Here is a 19,887-nt window from a genome sequence, read left to right on the forward strand (position 1 = left end):
CTGCCGCGCCAATGGTACTTGGGCTTAAGCCCCGGGAGAGTAGGTCACCGCCAAACCTAGTAAAAGCCCAATCCTCTCTAACACGATGAAAAAACACGACCCGGCCTCAAACAGCGTAAGCGGTAGGCCAACAAACGGTCTCAAGTAGCCGAACAGGCGGTAGACCACCAAAGTGTCGCGGGATGGAGCAGCCCGGTAGCTCGTCAGGCTCATAACCTGAAGGTCGTAGGTTCAAATCCTACTCCCGCAACCAAAATTTATAGAGATATAACAAACACTTAGCGCCGCATGGGGCGCTTCTTGCGTTTAGAGCGCCAACACCCGGTGCTACACCGGTGCTACGCCACGCAGCAAAGAACAGCACTTTGGAAGAATCGAATCCAGCCGTCAGCGTCGCCGATTCTCTCACCTGAAGAAAAACCAGCACACAGTCCCCGTCGGCACTGTCAGCACCGTCAGCCAAGTGAAATTGCGTTGCCGATAGACGCACTCATCGGGATTTTCTCCCTACCCGGGGTATACCCGGCCCCGCGTATACCCCGGGTAGGGGAATATCATCCCACAAGCCGATCGCTCGAATGTCGGCTGTGAGCCCACTGCTACTGTCACGTGCAATAAAACCAACGTCTGCTTTTCAACAATCCGGGACTATCGTGGCGAGTAAAGCAGGTAGCTATCGACCATTGGTTGCAATGCTGGAAATCCTCTGACAACTTGTCGAAAAAGGTGCCCATTTATGTTCCCGCTCAACAACCCCACAGTTTATACTCTTGTTTTAGTGGGTGTGGCGCTGCTTTCGGCCTTGGCGTTTCGGTTTGGATGGAAGGTCCGAATCCCGCTTCTTCTATTGGCATTAGCTCTCCCTGCGGGATTCTTGTGGTCAACTTCGCCAACTGGTGATCACGCTGGATTGGGGTATATCTTTACTATTGTTCCATCTATTGCATTTCTAATACTGGGTGCAGGATGGGGAAGCGTCATGAGATTGGCGCAGGTCTCAATATCGATTTCTGTATTGGCTCCGTTTATCGCTGCCAGTGCCTACGCGGGTCAAGCGCTTTGGCGTCAATACGTCCCAAGCGCTTGTCTTGGAAAGCCACTTCAAGTTCGCGTAGCCGGTGAAACTTTGAGCCTTCCACCAGAGCTGCGTCCCCGTCTTGAGAAGGGGAAGAACATTGATTTCTTCGGTCGGTTAGACAGAAAATCTGACTATTCGAAGATGTGTAGAATTAGTCGAAATGGCGAGCAAGAAATCGATATGGATGTGGTGTGGATAACCCCGAGGGCGAACTATCCACGTTTGACCTCTGCGTGTGAATCTGGCGATCCGCCTGATTGGTGCGATCGATACTCCCCTTATCCATACCGTCATATCGGGAAAGTCATAATCGCCCCAGATTCAGAGCCCGGCTTTCCCATGCCCTACTGGAGAGAAGGAGGGTCGCTTAGAAAAGAGAGGCAAGGCGATTTGATCGAAGGTTCCGTTTGTTTGTTGTCGGAAGATGGAAGTGCGACCCAGTGTTGGGTTTGGCAACCATTTGGCAGCGGATCACGTCTGACCGTTAGCACCAGTAACTTGGACCCGACATTCGATGCTATGCCTGTCGAACAAGCCCGTGAAATGGCTCGCCAAACGCTTGAGACAACGCTTTCCATCATCTCGCCGTAGGTGAATGCGCCTAATTTTTTTCTTAGAATGTTTCTATTCGGACATTCCTCTAGGATTCAAGAAGGGTAGTTTTGTCCCGCATAGCGGACAAAGGCGCTGTGCAAAACATCCGAAGGAATAGAACAAAGTTAAAAGCGCCCGACTGTTCAGGTCGAGCGCTTGAGCATTCGTTACGGCGTGGAATCTCACCGGCTGGTCAGGTCAATCACCCGCATTCCCGCTTTGCCTTCGCGGGTGAACGAGATGTTCACACCCTGACGCCGCAAAACCGGCTGAACCCTGCGCAGCGCCGCGCCAAACCGTGCCTCAGACCGGGGAAAGCTCTGGCTGTCTTCGGTCAGTGCCGGGAAACGATCCCGCAAGGTTTGCTTCAATTCGGTTGCCGTACCACTCCAATGCTGCCGCCCATCCATTAGAGACAGGATTGCCAGCGCAACCGGGTTGGCCTCAACGGCGGCTTGATCGCTGCGAGCACGATTGGCCGCGTAGGAGTCCAGAAACGCGCCCTGAGTCCATCCAAGCGCATCTTCGGCGGCTACCACCCATTTTGCGAAGTCGGCCATCCTAGGGGCCTCTGAGAGGCTCACAGAGTCAATCCGACCCAACGCGCAGGAAACCGCATCTAGCAGCGCGCCCAGAATGTAGGGCTTGGCCTTGGCAAAATCGCGATTGAACGCGCCCAAGGTTTTGCGCTTACCGGGTGGAATGACTGGCAGGTGGATGCCAATGGCACGATCCGCCAGATCAGGACGAGCGGCCAGATCGGGAATACCATTCAACAGGCAAGGCCGGGTGGCGTTGAACAATACCTCGTCGCTGTCGGTGTGCAGCTTGCGGGTGCCAAAGCCGCCGCCTGTGGCAATCCGGCAGAAGGCGTCCGCCATCATCGGACGAATGGTTGAGAGATTGTCAAAACTCAGAACATGGTTGTGCATGGCGGCAATCACCAAATCCTGCTCGGAATTGGGCGTGCTGCGGGTGCTTGGACTGGCAGGGTCGATCAGATCGCGCAGGGTTTGCGCGGTGGTGCTTTTGGCACTGCCCTGCTCGCCGGACAGGATCAGGATCGGGTAGGGGCCTTTGGGGTGGAAACATCCCAGAACCCACGCCACCAGCATGCGGAAATCATCCTCGCTGTCCACGTTCAGGAAATCACGCAACAGGTCGATGCCGTGTTCATGCCGTTCCGGTACGGGCAGGGCCTGCATGGCGGGCGAACGCCGGAACCGCGCGGGCGGATGACTGACCACCTGCCAGCCTTCCGAGGTGATCGCCACAGCCTGCCAGTCTTGGTCGCCCAGATCGAGATAGACTGTGCGACCGATAGATGCGATGCGGCCGGACACGGGGTAAGTGTCGCCTTCGAACCTTGCCACCCCTTCCAGCATGCGGCGCTTGTCATCCAACGCGGCATTGGACGGCGCTTTGCCTTCGGCCTTGTAATAGGCATAGGCCAGATAGTTACGGAAGGTTGATGACCCGACGGGCCAGTGCTCAAAGTGGCCTTTGGCCCGTATCGTTACATAGGGCTCACCCTGCGGTGTGTTCCAAAGTTCCAACCCGTCCACCAGCGCTGCACTGTCTTCCGTACGTATAGGTGCGGCCTCGTCCCTATGTATAGATAACGTATACGGGTCGGGGTTTTCCCTACGATACATAGGGGGCTGTGCGTCATTTGCAGCAGGCTGAACAGTACTCGTTAGGTAAGCAGCAGTCGCATCCGGAAGGTCACACGCCTCGCTGTTGATCAGGGCGTCTATCTCACCGCGTCTCCACCCTGCGGCAATCGCATCGGCCACGTCCCAGCCCTTATGTATAGGTATAGGGATCAAACCTGCTGAGTCCTGTGCCTGAACCAGAGCGTCAGTGACCTGCAGGATCAGCGGCGTTGCCTTATGTAACGTAATAAGCTCTTTGGCCAGCGTGGCGGCATAGCTCTGCCCCGGTTCATCGTGATCGGGCCAGATGATAACGATGCGCCTCGCAAGAGGGGATAGGTCCGTCTTTGCCAGCGCTTTGCTGCCGCCAAAGCTGGTAGAGGCCAGATATCCCAAGGCGGTCAGAGCGTCGGCGCACTTCTCCCCTTCCACCCAGATCACCGGCTGATCCGGGTTCGCCAGGGCGACCCGGTCCAGATGATAGATCGGGCGGGACTGAGGCGCTTTCCATGCGTCCTTGTTTACGTCATAGGGCAGAAAGAACTTGCCCTTGCCGTTGCCTTCATAGCGATTGGCAACCAGCACAGGCGCACCCGTTTTGCTGCGGTAGACATGCTGGGTGTCAGCCTTTCCGGCTGTCGGGTGGCGGAGGTCTTGCAGAGCGTTCATGCCTGCACCCCCAGACGCTGGGCCAGCGCACGGGCGGCTTGTCCCTGCTGCACCCCGTTCAGATAGGCAAAGAGGCTGATGGCATCGCCGCCTTTGTCATCCGTGGCAAAGTCCGCCCAAAGCCCGCTATCAAGATTAATCCGAAACGAGCCACGCGAGCGATCTGCACGGGTGGGGTTCAGCGCCACCCACTCGCGCCCAATGATCCGGCCATCGGGCAACCATTCCGCCAGTAGACTTTGCAGATTGACCCGTGCCAGTTCTGCGATTGCAGCAAACTCGATGGGCTTCCAGTTAGTAGTCATTTGCAACCACCTCCTGAAGGCGCGCAATCTCAAACGCGTCCACATCTCCAGCGCGATAGCGGACCAAGCGGCCAACTTTGACATAGGCCAGCGGGTAGCGCTTGGTGCAGCGCCACGTGGCAAGGGTGGTTGTGGACACGCCGAGACGTTCTGCGACTTGCTCGGGTTTGAGTAAGGTATCTGCCTGTTTTGCGATCATGATTATCTCCATCAAGTTAGATCGATGAAGAGAAACCTAGAGAGCTATGGGACAGGCTGAAACGCGTGAAGCAGGGAACATAATGCAGTTTCCGGGTAGGAAAATAGGCTCGGTAATCGCCACGGAATGTGGCGAAAATGTGGCTAAATCACCCGCATCACGGTGACAACTTTGGCGCGTGTCAGGTCCGGATCGAGCTTCCGAGCAATCAAGTGAATCGCGTCAACCGCATATGCCTTGTTCTGCTTGGTGGCCGGGTCGTAACGCCCCGCATTGAAAGGGCGCATGGCGTTGCGTTCCCAATAGGGTCGAAAAGCGCGCGCCAAGGCGGCCACCGGTTGGCTGTCGGTCTTCTTTGGTTTGCGCGCCCAGCGATCCAGATCGGCCCCGTAGTAGCGGCTTTGGCTGTCATTCTCGCCCAGAGCAACCGTTTGCGCAGCGGCATTTTGCAACAGGTCCAGAAATGCCGCGATGTGGCTAACGGGATCGCCGGGACCAAATGCACCGTCGATCAAATTGGCTATTCCGGCGGCGCTCGGGTCCGCTGATTGAGTCAGCGTGTCTAGCGCATCGGCCAGTTTCCCCGAACAGTTTGGCGAGCCTTGAACCCGGACAAGTTCAGCAGAAACCGCTTCCAATTTATCCGACAATGCGGACAGACGGCGATACTCCATCGCACCCGGCTTGCGTCGTCGCATGTTACGGCGTTCGCGGATATAGGCCCGCGCTGCAGCCTCAACGCCTTTGTTCAGGTCTTCCACGTCGGGACTGGGGGCGGCCATCAGTATCTCAAGTTCGAGCATAAACCGCTTATCGTAGAGGCGATTTAGCTCAGACAGAAAGCTGTGGCCCGTCATAAGACGCTGCCAAGGTGCAATGGGTGCCGCTTCAGTGTCGGATAGGGTGGTGTCAGCTTGTTCCATAGTGCCGCTTGTTCAGCAAAACCGAGCCAAACGCCAGAGGCTGACAGCGCTGACAGTACAGACGGTAAAACAGCACCGTACTGGACTCAGAACCGTCACTCGCGGGCGTTGAGCGATATCACGACCGCTGTGCGGGGAATTTTTTGGAAAGCCGCCTTTCACACGCAATGGACGAGATCAAAAGGCAGTTTTCGAGCATTGTGCGTAGTTTTAGCAGGAATCCGACCTACGTACTGAAGTGGCTATTTGGTACATCCAGTTTTCGATTTTTCTCCCAAGTTCTCCGCATGCTCTGCTGGGAATGTAATCGATTGTGGTCACGCGTACATGTCGGGGAATAAAGACTTTAGCTTTGGCGCGTAGGTCTTACGAGGGATTTTCAAGACTTCCAGAGTGAAAGCAATCAACATGAACTCACAAGCCCTCGATACTTCTTGGCAGTTTTCAGAGGCACTAAAGATTTTCGCCAAACCAGAGGAATGGAATTGTGAGGTTCGAAATTCAAAAATTCTCTCTGAAAGAACAACATCCATATTACATCCTAAGGAGCGATTTAGTGTTTCAATCGCAAGGTGTAGTTTCTGTTTGGTTCCACGCTTTTTTCTATTCTTGAGGCTAATGTGCTTGTTACAGAAACCAATGATCTCTTCGTCTTTGCTGGCCTTGATGTATTGAAAGAATTTTTCCTCTTTACTTCGAAAGCTCGCCTCATCGTCACCGCTGAACCACTTATCTAGAAATCTTTCAAGTTTCGGGAATACTAACCCAAAACTCTTATTGCAGTTTTCCGAAAAATGCAGAGCCTCATTTATCGCCTCCAACATCAAACTTGCTTCACCATAGGCATTCATCACGTCGCAGATGATCGGTTTTATTGAAGGAACATCTTTTGCCGACAAAAAGTTAGAAAACATACTTCTGTCTGACTTGATGTTCCACTGAATTCCCGACCGAAGCAGGGTGTGGCCCTCTATCATGTCAGGATGCTTGCCGCTTGGCGTCAGCATTAGCTCAGTTGGCTCGATTGCTGTCATCGTTAAGAATGAGAATAACGAATCTAGCAATGTGCAGATGCTATCAATCTGCACGAAAGACCTTGGATGATCGAACTCTATAGAGACATATGGAACGAAAGTTTTTGTTTCGGAGCCAATTTCCATAGCCCCTTCATGGGCGAAAAAGACTCGTAACTTGCCAATTCCAACCAGATCAAAGGACTCTATATCGGTACTACTGGAGGAAAAATGGTCTGGTAACGGCCGGTTTTCTTGGCCCTTCATCCATGGCCTCAAGCCAGAGGGGAGAAAAGTAACAGCCGCGTAGGCTGCAAGGTGGTCAATGTCAAAACCTTCGCCAAAAAGAATATACTTTGCTTCAGCTTCTATCGACTGGGTCTCAAAAACAACATCTGGCCCCGCCTCGCCGACGCCCTGAGCAATGACCTCTACGTTTCCAAGAGTTCCCTTCCTACCGAAATTTAGAAAACACGGGAAAACTGAATTCTCAAATGGACTTCTTGATCTAGTTTTGAAAGCCTTAAAAGCTTGATCAGGTTCTATCTTTCGTATGGCTTCGACTTTGAAAAACTCACCCGAAGGCGCGGTTCTATTTACTGTAGCGAACCAGTCACCAGTATCGTCATTGCTCGGAATAAACGTCTTTAGCGTCTTACTCACTCATTAATTCCTTGCGCTATTCATTCTCGGACATACCCGGGGGATATTGCGGGACTATTTTACTTTTAAGCGTGTTTTCTAGCGGCTACACCTGATACGCTTGAATGATGTTTTTTAAGACAAATTGGTACTTCCGACATAACCTATGAACACCTTTGTCGCGTAGCGAAAATCCGCTCCCTGCGTTACGTATCTTGGGAAAACATCAGCTCTGTCGCCTTGTCTACACTCTCTCTTACGGGGTCCAGATTCAGCCTTGCGTAGATGGCCGTGGACTGCTGCGACCGATGACCAAGTGATTTACCAATGATGTATCCGTTGGCTCCTGTTGCCGCTTGATAGCTACCCAAGGTACGACGCAAGTCGTGAATGCGCAGGTTTTCGATTCCGGCTTCTTTCAAAATCCGGCTCCAAGCCTTCTTGGGGTCTGCAAGATGACCGCTCTTGCCAGAGCCTTCAAACACGTAAGGGCCGTCTGATTTCAGTTTCCGTTCAATGAGCAGTTCAACCGCCTGATGAGGCAGATGAACCGTCAAAGGGTCCGCATTCTTTGTTTCTTCAATACGCCATGTGGCCGATTGAAAGTTGATATCCTTCCACATCATCGCCAGCGTGTTTGATTTTCGCGCACCAGTCAGCAGCGAAATCATAAAGAAATCTCGTGCCGCTTCATTTGGTTCATTTGCCAATGCCTCAAAGAAACGTGGCAATTCGTCAGGCTGCAAAAACCTGTCGCGACTTTGTTCTCGAAACTTCTTGATGCCGACTGCCGGGTTCACACCCTTCCAGCCCCATTCAATCGCTTTGTTAAAGATAGAGCGGATACGCTCAAGCAAACGGTTGGCTTGATAAAGGCCGTTATCCTTTCCAACCTTTGCGTGAAGCCGTTCCACTTCGGCCCGGTCAATGCTGGATATCTTTCGACGAAACCAATGCGACAGATATTTGTTTACTTCCCGTTCGTCATACTTCCACGACTTCTTGTGAACCTTGGAATATTTGTCCATGTACTCAGTAAAAAGCACGCCAAAGGTCATCTCGTCTCGAATGGCCTTTTTCTCTTTCTGAGGGTTCGCCCCAGATGCGATGCCGCCCTTGGCTTTAGCAGCAGCCTTACGAGCCTGTTCCACAGTCATATCTGGAAACTTACCCAGTAGAAGCCGTTCTGGGCGCCCTTCTATGCGTTTGTAGAGGTAGAAGCTCTTCGACCCTGCGGTGGTCACAGCCAGCATTAAACCGGCCTCCCGCTCATCATAGTAGTAGTCTCGCGATCCTTTTTCGGCGGCGGGTGCTTTTAGGAGGGCGGCTTTGGTGAAGTTTAAACGGTGACTGGCCACGTCGTATCCTTGAGATGTCTGGTGCTACCAAAAATCGTTGGTGCTACACTGGTGCTACACCTTGGAGCAAATATGAGCAATCTGCGGAAATCGTAAGGTTAAGTGGCAACTGCATAAGGGATTGATAAATATATAAAGAAATATCTTCCGCAAACTACATCAATTACACGCCTATGAGGCTCATAACCTGAAGGTCGTAGGTTCAAATCCTACTCCCGCAACCATTAGATTCGAACAAGCCGCCGCAGGGCGGCTTTGTTCATTCTGGGATGCTCCCAGCGCAAGCAATCCCGCCAGTTCTCCAATGAGTTCCATTGCATACGTCCCATCTTCGGGGACTAACCGAATCTCCGACAATAGGCCACGAATGATGGATGTTGCCTCAGCTTGCGAAGAAGGATCGCGCAATGCTGTGGTCAAATTGGCGACTTGTTCCTGATACACATCGGACAATCCGGGATGCAGCAAAACCGGTGGTTCATCAGAGGCGGAGGCGATCAGGGCTTCGAGTTCCGATTTGCGAACCTCCAACGCTGTCAATTTATCCTTCATGCTGGCGTGAAACATGCCATCGCTGATGGCGTCTATGAGATGTGCGATCATGCGCTCGATCTGCGCCAGATCACGTGTCGCGTTACCCCGTTCCTGTTGAATGGAACCGGCAAGACGGTTGTATTCCTCTTGATAGGCTTTGGTGAATTCCGCAATCAAATCGGGGTGCAACAACTGTTCCTTGAGGCCGGAGAGAACGCGATCTTCTGGGTCCGCGCGTTTGATCGTCAACCGGTTGTCGCAGGTGCCTTTGTTCCGTTGAGTGGAGCAGCCGAAATAATGTTTGCCGGCTTGGATGACGCCACCGCCACAGCTTCCGCAAGTCAGCATGCCGAAAAACAGATGCCGTGCCCGCTTGGTTAGGCCCAGTTTCCTGATGCCATCGCTGATCGCGGCGTTGCGCGTCTCTGTTTGGCGTTTCTTTACCGTGTTCCAAAGTTCGTCGGATACAATCCGCAACTCGGGCACGTCTTCAATCACCCAGTCCTCCGGTGGGTTCAGTCGCGCCTGTCGTTTGCCGGTGTTTGGGTCTTTGACGAAACGCTGCCGGTTCCAGATCAACCGCCCGATATAGAGTTCGTTGTTAAGAATACCGGTGCCGCGTTGGTGGTTGCCATAGATGGTTGATGCGCCCCAAGTACCGCGTGGTCCTGGGATGCCTTCATTGTTCAAGTTGGCGGCGATGGTCCGTGGGCTTAGTCCGTGGCTGTAGTCACGAAAGATGCGTCGGACAATCTCAGCCTGAACATCGTTGATTTTGCGTTCTCCTGTTGTCACGGAGCCGTCGACGCTCATGTCCCGCACGACATCGTAGCCGTAGGTGATCCCACCGGCTGATTTGCCTTTGCGCACACGTCCTTCAAGGCCGCGATGGGTCTTCTGACCCAGGTCTTTCAGAAACAGGCTGCTCATTGTGCCTTTGAGACCAATATGCAGTTCGGAAATCTCACCTTCAGCCACGGTGACAATCGGAATGCCCTGAAACCGCATCTGCTTGAAGAAGGCCGCGATATGTTCCTGATCGCGGCTGATCCGGTCGAGACCTTCGGCCACAACAACATCGAACACATTGGAGCGTGCGTCTTCCAACAGTCGCTGGTAGCCGGGACGCAGATGAGATGCCCCGCTCAGCCCTCGGTCGGAATAGGTTTCTGCCTCCTGCCAGCCATTGCTGTTAATCAGAGGCAGGCACAGCCGATGCTGGTCCTCGATAGAGGCGTCGCTTTGCAGATCGGTGGAGTAGCGGGCATAGATGGCGGCGCGCATAGGGTGGGCCTTTCGGACAGAGAAACAAGTTGGCCCAACCCATTATAGGCATGGATTGGGCTGTGTCTTCCACTTTCGATTGCAACCCGTTGCAATGAAAAATGCTTTGTTCATAGGTGTTTGGCCGAAGCGAAGATCGACGTATGGGCGCAAAAGCCTACCGTTTGCGCCCCAAGGCCTTCATCTTTGCCCGCAGGAGAGATTGGTAGTCGTCACAGGCAGACAGTCCGGTGGCCCGGTTGTAGTGCTTCTGGGACATGTCCAACGTGGCATGTCCGAGGATATCCCGGATGATGTTGACATGTTCCGGGTCCGTCTCGGCGATGCTGGTCGCTGCTATGTGCCGAAACTTGTGCGTGCGTAATTCTGTCCCAAGCAGACGTTTGACTACTTTTGGAAACTCACGCGACAGGCCATCGGGTGTGATCGGGTCGCCATACTTACTGATCCAGAGCGCATTGGATGACTTAGAACCGAGAAGGACCGGACGATGAATGTCCAGGTAAGACTTCATCGGGTGAACCAGAAACTTGGGCAGAGGAAACCAGCGCGCTTTTTTGTCTTTGGTGTCTTCCACCGAAAGATGCACCTCGAACCCTTCCGAGATTTTGCGCAGATGCTGGTCCGTTGTCAGTGCCAGCAACGTACGACGGCGCACGGGCCGACAGATCAGAAAGGCGATCATCAATCCCGCGCGAAAGTGAATTGCACGCTTCAGATCACTAAGGGACGGATCATTCGCCACATCTTCGAGCCATTGCAAGCTTTTGTTAAGAATGTCTGCCGCTGAGATGGCGACAGGCTTCGGCAGGCTTTTCCGGTCCGCCAAATGTATCAGGCGGTTGGACAGCTTGTTCAACCAGTCCCAATCTCCTGCCGGGTGCATGGCCTTTGCAAGCACATAGAGGTCACAGATCATATTCTCGCGGGTCATAAGGCCTACGCGCGCTTCCGCTTCCTCCAGATATCCCCGCACGGCATCTTTGGTAATGCGCTCCGGCGGGGATTGATCCAAAAGGACAGGCTGATGGCGCGTCACCCATGACAGCCAGTATCGGTAGCTCTGGCACCGCTTCTTGCGACTGCCTTCGGACCAGCTCGCACAGGGGCCTGTACCGTCAAAGATGTCACCTTCCGCGAACAGGGCTTCCCAGGCGGTTTTATCCGCCTGGGGCCAATCTTGATAAAGAAGAACAAGAGGAATGGCGTTAGTCATCGGACTTACCTTTCCACTTGGACAGAACCACATCATCGTAGTGTTCATGCGCCCACTGGTTGCTGAGCGGCGCGTAGAAATCCATGGTGGTCTGTTGACGTTTGTGTTTGAGCAGACGACGGACGGTCTCGAAGTCACCGGGGCGCTCTTTGAGGTACAGCTTGGCCGCGATGTGGCGGAACAGATGCGGGTGAACCTTCAAACCCGTCTCTCGATAGACCCGCTGAGTGAGTTCATCACCAAAGTTGCCGGGTGCGCGTGGCTTCCCATCACTGCTGCGCGGGAACAGAGCGCGTCCTCCTACCTGCGACACCTGTGGTCGGAACTGCATGATATAGCGGTGCAGAAGCTTGGAACTACGGCGTTCAGTTTGACCTCAATCGGCTCTCCATTTTTGACCTCAATTCCCTCGATACGAATGGAATACAGAGTATGGGTACCGGAGCGGGTTGTGATCAGGTGTTTTTCCAAATCAAGGCCCGCGAGGTTTTTGACGCGCATGGGACAGCTCAGGAGAATGGTCAGCGCTGCTGCATGCATTGCCGCCAGTGCGCTGTCGCGTCGGATCGGATTGTCATCCGCCCGTGCTATCAGCGTATCTGGCAAGCTCAACAACAAGGCCACGTTCTCCCAATCATTGAACTGGGCAAGACGTTCCGCGTTCTTGGGGCTCATACCGCGCGGGTTTGCAGCGACCCGTTTATGAATGACTTTAAGCGCTTTGAGGGTGTCTTCCTCCGTGTTCAGGTAGTGCCGTGCAATGGCGATGCAGGTTGCAGCAATATTACTCAGTCCGGACGGCAGACCGTTGCTCCCACGCCGATCTATGATCTTCAGGATGGCTGATTTGAGATTTTGCGCCGTAACCAGCACAGACAGGCTGGTGAACTTCTCCGGGCTTTGTCCGGAGGTTACCAGCGCGTCGAGCATCTGCCGCAGATGGGCTTCGGTGTTGCGCAGGCTGGTCTCGCGCAGCGGTTTGTCAGGACCGTCTTCGCTGAACAGATCGCATTGCGCCAACCGGTCGATATAGGCTTTGATCTCTGCTCGCAGGCTCTCCGGGTAGTCCGTTAGCGGGCGGGCCATGTAGCGGTCAGACGACAAGCGGTCCAGCCGGGGAAGATCGAGACCGTGTTTGCCAATAACATGGTTCCACGTATCGATCAGGGATTGAATGTACTTGGCCGGTTCAGTCTTCAGCAGCACAGCGTCAAGGGCTGCCTGAAACGCCTGAACCACTTCGCCACCAATGTCCTTGGGTGAGACCGACCGGGCACTGCAATAGCCTGCAAACCGCATCAAGCCCCACACCTGATGGGTGGACCGCACAGTCGTCAAAAACGCATCCCACTCCTGGGTCAGTTCAGATTTGGCTTCAAAATCTTGCAACACCCCGACCGCTCGCAACGCGCTTGCCAGATCGCTTTTGGTGGTGCTGAGGGTTTTGGGCTTCACCCCGCAGGCGGCGGGATGCAATGTTGCCAGAAGTTTGCGCAGTTGCGGGATGTCTGTCGGAATGTCCGATGGAGGACGGTTAATGTATGTACTGATGCGCGAGATCGCGGACAGCTTGGACTGTTGACGTTTCTTGTCGGGGTCTGGATTGGACTTCAGAACGTCCAGAACCTCGGCCAGCGTTGTTGGTAGCTGGATCTCTTGGTGATGTGTCATGATAAACCTCTTGGGTTTTGTGATTGGGGACAAAAGGGGACAAACGAGGACAGGCAGACCCATGGTGGTCCTCTTGCGGACATTCGGGAAACCAAGGGCGTGAATTTGAACCCAAAATCCATGACCCCGTTTTCCCGAACGCCGGAAAAGCGGATGAATATGAATACTTTAGAGAACATGGGCCGCAGCCTGATTGCCGCGTCGCTTGGCAAGGGCGAGCAAATCACTGCGGGCAACACGCCAATCGCGACCTAGCCGAGTTGCAGGCAAGTCACCGGACTTGATCCAGCGACGAACGGTCTTGGTGCTGATGCGGAACAGAGCGGCGATATCGCGCACGCTGAGATAGACGGCCTCCTCTGAAATCGGCAGATCAACCATGATCCGCCTCCGGGCCTTCGCGGTTGCAACGGGTTGCAAAATCCGACCGTGCAGCCTCGCGCGCCAACAGGCGCACGAGGTTGATCAGGGGTTCAGGGATATCGAGTTTGGGCAGGTTGCCCGAGGGAGCAGAAGACGAACACGTCATCGATACGTTCCTTTTAAAGGAACCGCTCGAGACAATGATCGCGATGTTTTGGCTTAGGAGTGCACTCCAAACGACAAAACACTGATCTCAATAGAGATCAGGATCATTGCCATCGAGTGCGTCAAGGACGAAGAGCCGTCCTATCCAATCCCAATACTGGCGGCCCAGCCAACACGGCTGGTGGTTACAAGCGGGGTAAGGATATTTGATGGAGCGAGACTGTCAAAGGCCGCACGGCGTGGTTATTCTACGGTTACCGACGCTGAGATCAGGTCAGGGTCTACATGTGTAAGCTAATGAAAATAAGTATTTTTATCTGTTTTTGCTTGGGATGGTTATCCCAACGTGATACCTTTATGCGCAAGGGTGCCGGGTGAGTGCCTGGGTACCTCCTCTCTCTGACAAGCGGCGAGGCCACTCCAGTCGACTAACGCCGATATGTGTCAACCCGGTACCCGATCTCCTTCGCGCAGCGGGCAGCAGGATCAGTCCTAACCTCGCTTGACCGCACCGGACAGCATTAAAGTGATCTTTTCCCCAATCGTTTGATCGGGATTGCGCTTGAACATGAAAATCTTGCTAAAACCGCACCGAGTTCCTTGACGACGACTGTGCTGGATGCGGTAGCCTTGGCTCACACGTTCACGGACTTCTCTAACCATATCGTGGTCATTGATCTTCAAGTCCCGGATCGCGTCTTCTTTCAACCGACGTTCACCCAATCGACCATCCAAACTGGAGGGGCGACGGAAATACTCCGAAACCTAGAGCAGGATTTGGTTTGCGCGTGGTCGTAAGTGGGATGGCAGGTGACCGACACAGTGTAGGTATGCCGCCCGATCTCGAATATCATGGCGTAGCTTTTGACAATTAGCCAAATCACCGAAAAACCGTCCATAGAGTTGAGGCTTGTCCACCGGTGGGGTCCGTTTACGAGGCACAAAATCGAAGGGCGGTTTTGGGGCGCGCGGGTCAAAGGTCATATCGGTCTCCGTTCGTGCGATATCGCATAAAACTTCGAATAATCATGGGGTTAGTACATTCAGATTAACCCCAATTTGGGGTTAATCCCATATCAGGGGTAGCTGCTTGTGTCCACACATCTGAGGTCATGAGCAGTGGCTGGTGCCGTAAGAACAGAGGCCTATCAATTCCTGCTGAGCGAACTCGTCAGGCTCCGACAGGAGGGGGGCTGGCACAAGCCGGGTTGGCCAAGTTGTTGGGCAAACCGCCGTCTTACGTGGGGAAGTATGAATTGGCTGAGCGTCGTTTGGACATCGTGGAAACGATTGTCATATTGAAAGCTCTGAAAGCTGATGTCTCGACTATTACCTCGGCAGTTTCTGACTTAGTTCCTCACAGTTTGCGGTGACAAAAGAACTGCCGACTGACGCGTCGCATAGATGCGGTTTGCGCAGAAAGAAGACTTTGCAAAGTCACGCAGACGGCGTAATCCTGCTATCCGGTGACCGTGCGAATTTTAGCCTCAAGCGGTCTCGCGCCGAGCCGAGCAATCAGAATACTAATCGAAGATAGTGACGTTAATCTACTGCGGGGCGATCTCGTCGATTGGCTGCAAAGGATACCCAGAAACAAGATCCCCTGAAGATGGATCAAACAAAGGGTTCACGACGACGGCGGTGCCGTTTCCCGCACACCATTTCATAAAATTGTCGAGCTCGGCATCGGTACCGAGTATCGGTAGCTCGTAATCCTCTGCGACTAGCCCAATGTCCTCCCAGTTCCTTAGATGCGCTACAAGATTCATAGGGTCAGAAAGCAGGAAGATTGTCTTCTCTACCGAAAACACGTCACCGGTATCTAAGCTTCTAAGGTAAAACAGAGGTGCATACCATTGACCGGGCCGCGAGTATCCTGCCGCAAACCGAGCGTCGAACCTTCTGTGCCTGGCATTTTCAACCGGGATGATCGCTTCCTTAGCTCCAAACAACTCAAGCAACTGCGACCTAGGCCCAAAACCTTTCGATTGATCTGTGTAACAATACGGATTTCCCTGTTTGCGGGCATCTTCAAACATCTGACCAAGTTGAGCGCAGAATGCTTTAGCACCGTCCAGATCAAATCTATGAACTCCATTTCGTTTTGTGACGATTTCACGACCACCACCCACCAGAGATATTTCCACAACGTATTCACCGGGAGGTCCTTCAAGCGTACTTCCACCCCAAGCGATGATAGGTTTGTTTCCACCCGCCAAGGTGTCAGCGTTATGAAACACCATCTGCCCTCCATCAATTGCTTGAGACCAAGCCTCGACGTCAAAGTTCACCAGCTCGTCATGAGAAGAAAAGAACTCATTCTGAATGAGTCCCAAAACTCTGCTGGAAGGCTCAAGGCATGCGTCATGGCATGTTCCAACCGTTGGTTCTTCCATCGGCTCAAGCTCTACAATCTGTGTGTTATTAGTTGAAACCGCCTTTCCGCAAATCACGCACTTCAGGGGGGTTGGGTTGTTTTGAAACGCTTGGTCCAACCGCTGTGCGTGAATTCTTGCGCAAGGTCCTTCTTCGAAATTTTCGTCGGAGTTTATTGGGCAGAAATGAACTTCGCGGCCACCAATCAGTTCGGGCCGCTTCTCCAACATTCGCAAAAGTCCATCATAGGTGGCGGAACGAAGTAGTAGTTTCGCTTTAAATCCATCACCAAATGTTACCGTTTGATCAGAAAAGCGAAGACGCTCGTTGCAATCTTCATCAAACCTGTAAGTTTCAACAACGGCTAGTCCTTTGGGGTGCGGTCCGCGCGCTGCAGGTAGATCACACAAAAACACGTCACGACCGGCTCTAAGCCCATCACCTCTTTTTTCGATTTCAAAGAAACTATGAAATATCTCTTCTTTGGTTTCTTCGGGAGAAGAGAGGTATTTACCGTACTGTTCGAAAAGGTGTTTCGCCGATAGCGTTCGTCGGTTCTTTGAGTGGCCTAAACAATCAGCGATAATCTTGCCCCACACAGCTTCTGCTGCGATGCATCCTTTAGCGTTCAAATTCAGTATAACTGCATGTTCCAAAGGGTCAGACATCTCTATGTCTAGAACTACCACCGACATTATTCGTATTAGTTCGTTGGCTGCTTCTTCGGAGTAAGTTTTCCCGCTGCCTGCGCTGATGTCGCGAATTGCTGATCTTAATTGGGTAATGATTTCTCTTAGCGCCTTGGGCTGATCTCTAAAGAAAGCTGCATTGGAAGCCGTACGGAAGGCGTTCAATGCTGCACGCAGATCATTGATGACCTTCTTTGAGGCGCGACTACTCGTAACGAGGAGAAGTTTAGCGCCAGCTTGAATTTTTTTGGTTACAAAACTGCTCCAATACACTGTGTAGTTCGCCGCCAGAATTTATAGAAAAAGAAATTGTCGCCTTCGCTTGTATGTAAACAACAGACCCGTCTGCGAAGACGACATTGATGTCATCAACAGCTTCTGTTGTCTCAAAGCTTAAGCATTGGAAGGTTTCATCGCCCAAGATTGCAGAGGGAGTGGTACAAAGCCTACTCGCTATCAAATACGCACCAACGCGGGCTTGAAAATTCGCACCAGATGATACCGATGCCCCCGCTCCGGACCTTGTTCGCATGATTGCCTCTAAGTACTTGTTATGTATGTTCTCGAAGTATTTTTACAAACGCCACACTCGCCATTTGTACCATCCATGTAGTACCAGACCGAACAACCATGACAATATAAATGCCAACTCAGGCTATCGTCAGGGTGCGCTAATTGGGCGGCTTCGTTGAGGGCGAGGACAGTGAGCATAAATTTCCTTTTGCAAAACCAGTTCAAATGAACTGCCTAACGCAAAGACCAAGCTTTTTTCATGAATCCACTGCAGGTTAAGAAATTTTGAGACAGTGTATGCAGATCAAAAAGCTAGTTAAAACCCTAGTGAAAGAGGTTCGATTCCACCCGAAACTGAGCAAAAAAATGTCCACTTTGGGCTGCGACCAGTCAAACATGCAAGCGGTAGAGAACGGCAACACAGAGCCCTCAGTTCCAAATGCTGCGCGTTGTACCAATAGCTGCAAAGCGACATATAGCTGACAGTGGTGTTTGTAAGCGCGGCCTAAACCAGCCACTCATCCGGTCAGGTCATTTCTGCGGCGCAGCTCGTTAAGCCGAATCTTCGCTGCGGGCGCAATGTAAAGGTCTAGGTGAACTCACCCAATATGGTCGTTTTCGCAATAGTGCCCCCATTCCATTTTAAAAATAGGCAGTGGTGTCGTTTGCGGTACGGGGAAAATGACAATCTAAGGCTTTTCGGCGAAACCGTCGTTTGTCATTAACGCGGCGGATTCAACGAGAAATTCCATGCCGGTCATTGCTATTTTCTGCGAAGAGCCTTCGCAGCTATACAATCGCGGCAAGTCTGTATCGATCCAGCGGACGCTGCACAGGTTAGGCTGCTAATTTGAATCTCTCTTTTGATGACCGCGGTGCAAGTGCCCGATGCGGAGGCTTGCAAATGTTGAAATGAAACCACTCACAGGTTGTGCGGCTCATATTTTGCAAGGCTTTCGAAGCGATGACGGTGGACGCACCGATTTTTGGCCTACCCGTCACTGGTTCGTAGGACAAATCCGTCCGGGGAAACGGGAACTCCGCTCTTCCAGCGTTTTGCGCAACAAAACAGATCTGCAGCCAAACCAACGTCTTAGATGAACCGTGTCTATGGAATTCGGTTTATCCGAGGGCCGCAGATTTTTGCCAGAACCCGCCCATTGCTTCCGTCAACTCACGATAAGTCTGATACCTGACGTCATAATGTCGTTTCATGTCAACATTCGGCCGCAGAACCTCTCCGGGTCGGGTCATGGCGGCGATCGCATCTTCGTAATTGCCAAAACGTCCGACACCGACGGCGGCCGCGACTGCGGCGCCCAATACGCCCGTTTCCTGTTCAACAGCGACCGTGACCAGGGTTCCAAGCGCATCGGCGAACATTTGCGACCAGTAGGGGCTGCGGGCACCGCCGCCGGAAAAGAAGGTTTTTCTGGACTCCAGCCCGGCCGCATCCAGCACTTTGATGTGCCGTAGATGTTCGAAAACCACGCCCTCGAACAACGCACGGATGATGTGAGCTTCTTTGTGCCAACCGCCGATCCCGTAGAACCCCGCACGATGGGACGCCCCTTCTCCTGAGCCATAGAGAAAAGGATGGAAGAATGGATCATCAAGTGCCGGGTCCACTTCAGCAAGCAACCTGTTGCAGCGGCCAAAGGGGTCGTCAAAATGTTCGCCGCGCTCGACAAATTCGCGCACATACCATTCCAGATTAGCGGCAGAGGTTGCGCTGGCTTCCATGTTGATGAAGCGGTTTTCACCGAATTTCGACACCAGAAAAATCGACGGGTCATCTGCGGGCGTGGCGGAACAGACTTGATTGACACTCCAACTGCCGGCGATCACCAGCGCCTCGCCTGTTTTTGTCACGCCTGAACCAAGCGAGGTGGCGACGGAATCAAATAAGCCCGCAACAACCGGGGTGCCTTCAGCCAGCCCGGTCTCCTGCGCGGCACGCGCTGTGACATGCCCGGCGATGTCCGTGGGATTCAGCAAACGGGGTAGTTTGTCGTGAATGTCGTCCAGCCCGTAGAGGCGGAACAGCGTTTCGTCGTATTGCGCCTCAGGCAGTTTCAGCATTGCGGACCCGGACATATCGGAGATCTCGCTCGTGCGTTCGCCGGTCAGATGGAACGTCACAAAATCCTTACACAACATCGCAGTTCCCATGCGCGCATAGATCTCTGGACGATGCTTTTTGACCCAGGCCAGCAGAACTGGTGTCTGCGCGGGCCAAGGCAACTGGCGGCATAAGTGGTGCAGTTCTGTGCCGCTTTGAGCCCTGAGTTGCGTGGCCAGAGCATCGGCACGTGTATCCAGAGACTGAATGCCAAGCAAAGGCTCGCCATCGGTGTCCAAAAGGTACAGACCATTTCCATGCCCGGCACAGCCGACGCCCGCGATGTCTTCCGAACTTATGCCAGCCTTGGCGATGCAGCCGGAAATCACTTGTCGGGCGTTTCGCCACAGTTCAGCCTGATCGCGTTCCACATGGCCTGGCGCAGGTTTGGCCGTGTGCCCGTCCAGCGCATAACGCGCCACTCGATGACCTTCCAGATCGAACAGAACGGCCTTGATGACGGTGTTTCCGGCATCCAGCCCCAGCACGTATTTTCGAGTGTCAGGCATGGTCCAGCC

At 53.1% G+C, this 19,887-nt stretch carries 17 protein-coding genes and 1 tRNA gene; 3 read left to right on the plus strand and 15 right to left on the minus strand.

Annotated features, from left to right (window positions below; all coding sequences use genetic code 11):
* Positions 1-24 precede the first annotated feature (24 nt).
* Entirely contained in the window at positions 25-213 is a 189-nt protein-coding gene (locus ACR0BD_RS13985) for a hypothetical protein (protein WP_480831303.1), read from the minus strand.
* Here ACR0BD_RS13985 and ACR0BD_RS13990 point away from each other — a divergent pair.
* Positions 177-253 (plus strand) — tRNA-Met (locus tag ACR0BD_RS13990). The genes ACR0BD_RS13985 and ACR0BD_RS13990 overlap by 37 nt on opposite strands.
* Before the next feature lie 483 nt (positions 254-736).
* Positions 737-1,669 (plus strand): hypothetical protein, encoded by a 933-nt coding sequence (locus ACR0BD_RS13995; RefSeq protein WP_480831304.1) that lies wholly within the window; start codon positions 737-739, stop codon positions 1,667-1,669.
* A gap of 185 nt (positions 1,670-1,854) precedes the next feature.
* Here ACR0BD_RS13995 and ACR0BD_RS14000 read toward each other — a convergent pair whose 3' ends face one another.
* The 12 genes from ACR0BD_RS14000 to ACR0BD_RS14055 all read right to left on the minus strand — a co-directional run bounded on the left by ACR0BD_RS14000 (position 1,855) and on the right by ACR0BD_RS14055 (position 13,670).
* The gene (locus tag ACR0BD_RS14000; protein ID WP_480831305.1) at positions 1,855-3,996 is read right to left on the minus strand and encodes a hypothetical protein; all 2,142 of its coding nucleotides are present in this window, start codon (positions 3,994-3,996) and stop codon (positions 1,855-1,857) included.
* The gene (locus ACR0BD_RS14005) at positions 3,993-4,301 is read right to left on the minus strand and encodes a hypothetical protein (protein WP_480831307.1); all 309 of its coding nucleotides are present in this window, start codon (positions 4,299-4,301) and stop codon (positions 3,993-3,995) included. Before ACR0BD_RS14005 ends, ACR0BD_RS14000 begins: the two co-directional genes overlap by 4 nt.
* Entirely contained in the window at positions 4,291-4,500 is a 210-nt protein-coding gene (locus ACR0BD_RS14010) for a helix-turn-helix transcriptional regulator (protein ID WP_480831308.1), read from the minus strand. Before ACR0BD_RS14010 ends, ACR0BD_RS14005 begins: the two co-directional genes overlap by 11 nt.
* 143 nt (positions 4,501-4,643) lie before the next feature.
* Entirely contained in the window at positions 4,644-5,423 is a 780-nt protein-coding gene (locus ACR0BD_RS14015; RefSeq protein ID WP_480831310.1) for a hypothetical protein, read from the minus strand.
* A gap of 317 nt (positions 5,424-5,740) precedes the next feature.
* On the minus strand, positions 5,741-7,099 hold the full coding sequence (locus ACR0BD_RS14020) for a hypothetical protein (protein WP_480831312.1): 1,359 nt from the start codon (positions 7,097-7,099) through the stop codon (positions 5,741-5,743).
* A 185-nt stretch (positions 7,100-7,284) separates the two neighbouring features.
* On the minus strand, positions 7,285-8,436 hold the full coding sequence (locus ACR0BD_RS14025; protein WP_480831314.1) for a tyrosine-type recombinase/integrase: 1,152 nt from the start codon (positions 8,434-8,436) through the stop codon (positions 7,285-7,287).
* Between the two features lie 180 nt (positions 8,437-8,616).
* Positions 8,617-10,254 (minus strand): recombinase family protein, encoded by a 1,638-nt coding sequence (locus ACR0BD_RS14030; protein ID WP_480831316.1) that lies wholly within the window; start codon positions 10,252-10,254, stop codon positions 8,617-8,619.
* Positions 10,255-10,411: 157 nt separating this feature from the next.
* The gene (locus ACR0BD_RS14035) at positions 10,412-11,470 is read right to left on the minus strand and encodes a tyrosine-type recombinase/integrase (protein WP_480831318.1); all 1,059 of its coding nucleotides are present in this window, start codon (positions 11,468-11,470) and stop codon (positions 10,412-10,414) included.
* On the minus strand, positions 11,463-11,783 hold the full coding sequence (locus tag ACR0BD_RS14040) for a hypothetical protein (RefSeq protein WP_480831320.1): 321 nt from the start codon (positions 11,781-11,783) through the stop codon (positions 11,463-11,465). The genes ACR0BD_RS14035 and ACR0BD_RS14040 overlap by 8 nt, the downstream gene beginning before the upstream one ends.
* Positions 11,771-13,141, minus strand: a complete 1,371-nt coding sequence (locus tag ACR0BD_RS14045; protein WP_480831323.1) for a hypothetical protein — start codon at positions 13,139-13,141, stop codon at positions 11,771-11,773. The genes ACR0BD_RS14040 and ACR0BD_RS14045 overlap by 13 nt, the downstream gene beginning before the upstream one ends.
* A 168-nt stretch (positions 13,142-13,309) precedes the next feature.
* Positions 13,310-13,522, minus strand: coding sequence for a helix-turn-helix domain-containing protein (locus ACR0BD_RS14050; RefSeq protein WP_480698897.1), 213 nt, complete (start codon positions 13,520-13,522; stop codon positions 13,310-13,312).
* Complete coding sequence (locus ACR0BD_RS14055) at positions 13,515-13,670, minus strand: hypothetical protein (protein WP_480698895.1); 156 nt, start codon at positions 13,668-13,670, stop codon at positions 13,515-13,517. Before ACR0BD_RS14055 ends, ACR0BD_RS14050 begins: the two co-directional genes overlap by 8 nt.
* Before the next feature lie 599 nt (positions 13,671-14,269).
* On the opposite strand from ACR0BD_RS14055, the gene ACR0BD_RS14060 reads away from it, so the two are divergent.
* Entirely contained in the window at positions 14,270-14,467 is a 198-nt protein-coding gene (locus tag ACR0BD_RS14060; protein WP_480831325.1) for a hypothetical protein, read from the plus strand.
* A gap of 749 nt (positions 14,468-15,216) precedes the next feature.
* On the opposite strand, the gene ACR0BD_RS14065 is transcribed toward ACR0BD_RS14060, so the two are convergent.
* Both ACR0BD_RS14065 and ACR0BD_RS14070 read right to left on the minus strand, forming a co-directional pair.
* A complete protein-coding gene (locus ACR0BD_RS14065) occupies positions 15,217-17,007 on the minus strand; it encodes a hypothetical protein (RefSeq protein ID WP_480831327.1) in 1,791 nt (596 codons plus the stop codon).
* Between the two features lie 1,362 nt (positions 17,008-18,369).
* The gene (locus tag ACR0BD_RS14070) at positions 18,370-19,878 is read right to left on the minus strand and encodes an FGGY-family carbohydrate kinase (RefSeq protein WP_480831329.1); all 1,509 of its coding nucleotides are present in this window, start codon (positions 19,876-19,878) and stop codon (positions 18,370-18,372) included.
* Positions 19,879-19,887: the final 9 nt, after the last annotated feature.

The organism is Ruegeria sp. G5 (assembly GCF_056533365.1).

What these genes read in the sequence shown, in the direction of transcription:
- ACR0BD_RS14055 (WP_480698895.1), bottom strand. Translation starts at nt 13,670, where the DNA reads ATGACGTGTTCGTCTTCTGCTCCCTCGGGCAACCTGCCCAAACTCGAT.
- ACR0BD_RS14070 (WP_480831329.1), bottom strand. Translation starts at nt 19,878, where the DNA reads ATGCCTGACACTCGAAAATACGTGCTGGGGCTGGATGCCGGAAACACC.
- ACR0BD_RS14045 (WP_480831323.1), bottom strand. Translation starts at nt 13,141, where the DNA reads ATGACACATCACCAAGAGATCCAGCTACCAACAACGCTGGCCGAGGTT.
- ACR0BD_RS14050 (WP_480698897.1), bottom strand. Translation starts at nt 13,522, where the DNA reads ATGGTTGATCTGCCGATTTCAGAGGAGGCCGTCTATCTCAGCGTGCGC.
- ACR0BD_RS13995 (WP_480831304.1), top strand. Translation starts at nt 737, where the DNA reads ATGTTCCCGCTCAACAACCCCACAGTTTATACTCTTGTTTTAGTGGGT.
- ACR0BD_RS14010 (WP_480831308.1), bottom strand. Translation starts at nt 4,500, where the DNA reads ATGATCGCAAAACAGGCAGATACCTTACTCAAACCCGAGCAAGTCGCA.
- ACR0BD_RS14030 (WP_480831316.1), bottom strand. Translation starts at nt 10,254, where the DNA reads ATGCGCGCCGCCATCTATGCCCGCTACTCCACCGATCTGCAAAGCGAC.
- ACR0BD_RS14000 (WP_480831305.1), bottom strand. Translation starts at nt 3,996, where the DNA reads ATGAACGCTCTGCAAGACCTCCGCCACCCGACAGCCGGAAAGGCTGAC.
- ACR0BD_RS14005 (WP_480831307.1), bottom strand. Translation starts at nt 4,301, where the DNA reads ATGACTACTAACTGGAAGCCCATCGAGTTTGCTGCAATCGCAGAACTG.
- ACR0BD_RS14035 (WP_480831318.1), bottom strand. Translation starts at nt 11,470, where the DNA reads ATGACTAACGCCATTCCTCTTGTTCTTCTTTATCAAGATTGGCCCCAG.
- ACR0BD_RS14015 (WP_480831310.1), bottom strand. Translation starts at nt 5,423, where the DNA reads ATGGAACAAGCTGACACCACCCTATCCGACACTGAAGCGGCACCCATT.
- ACR0BD_RS13985 (WP_480831303.1), bottom strand. Translation starts at nt 213, where the DNA reads ATGAGCCTGACGAGCTACCGGGCTGCTCCATCCCGCGACACTTTGGTG.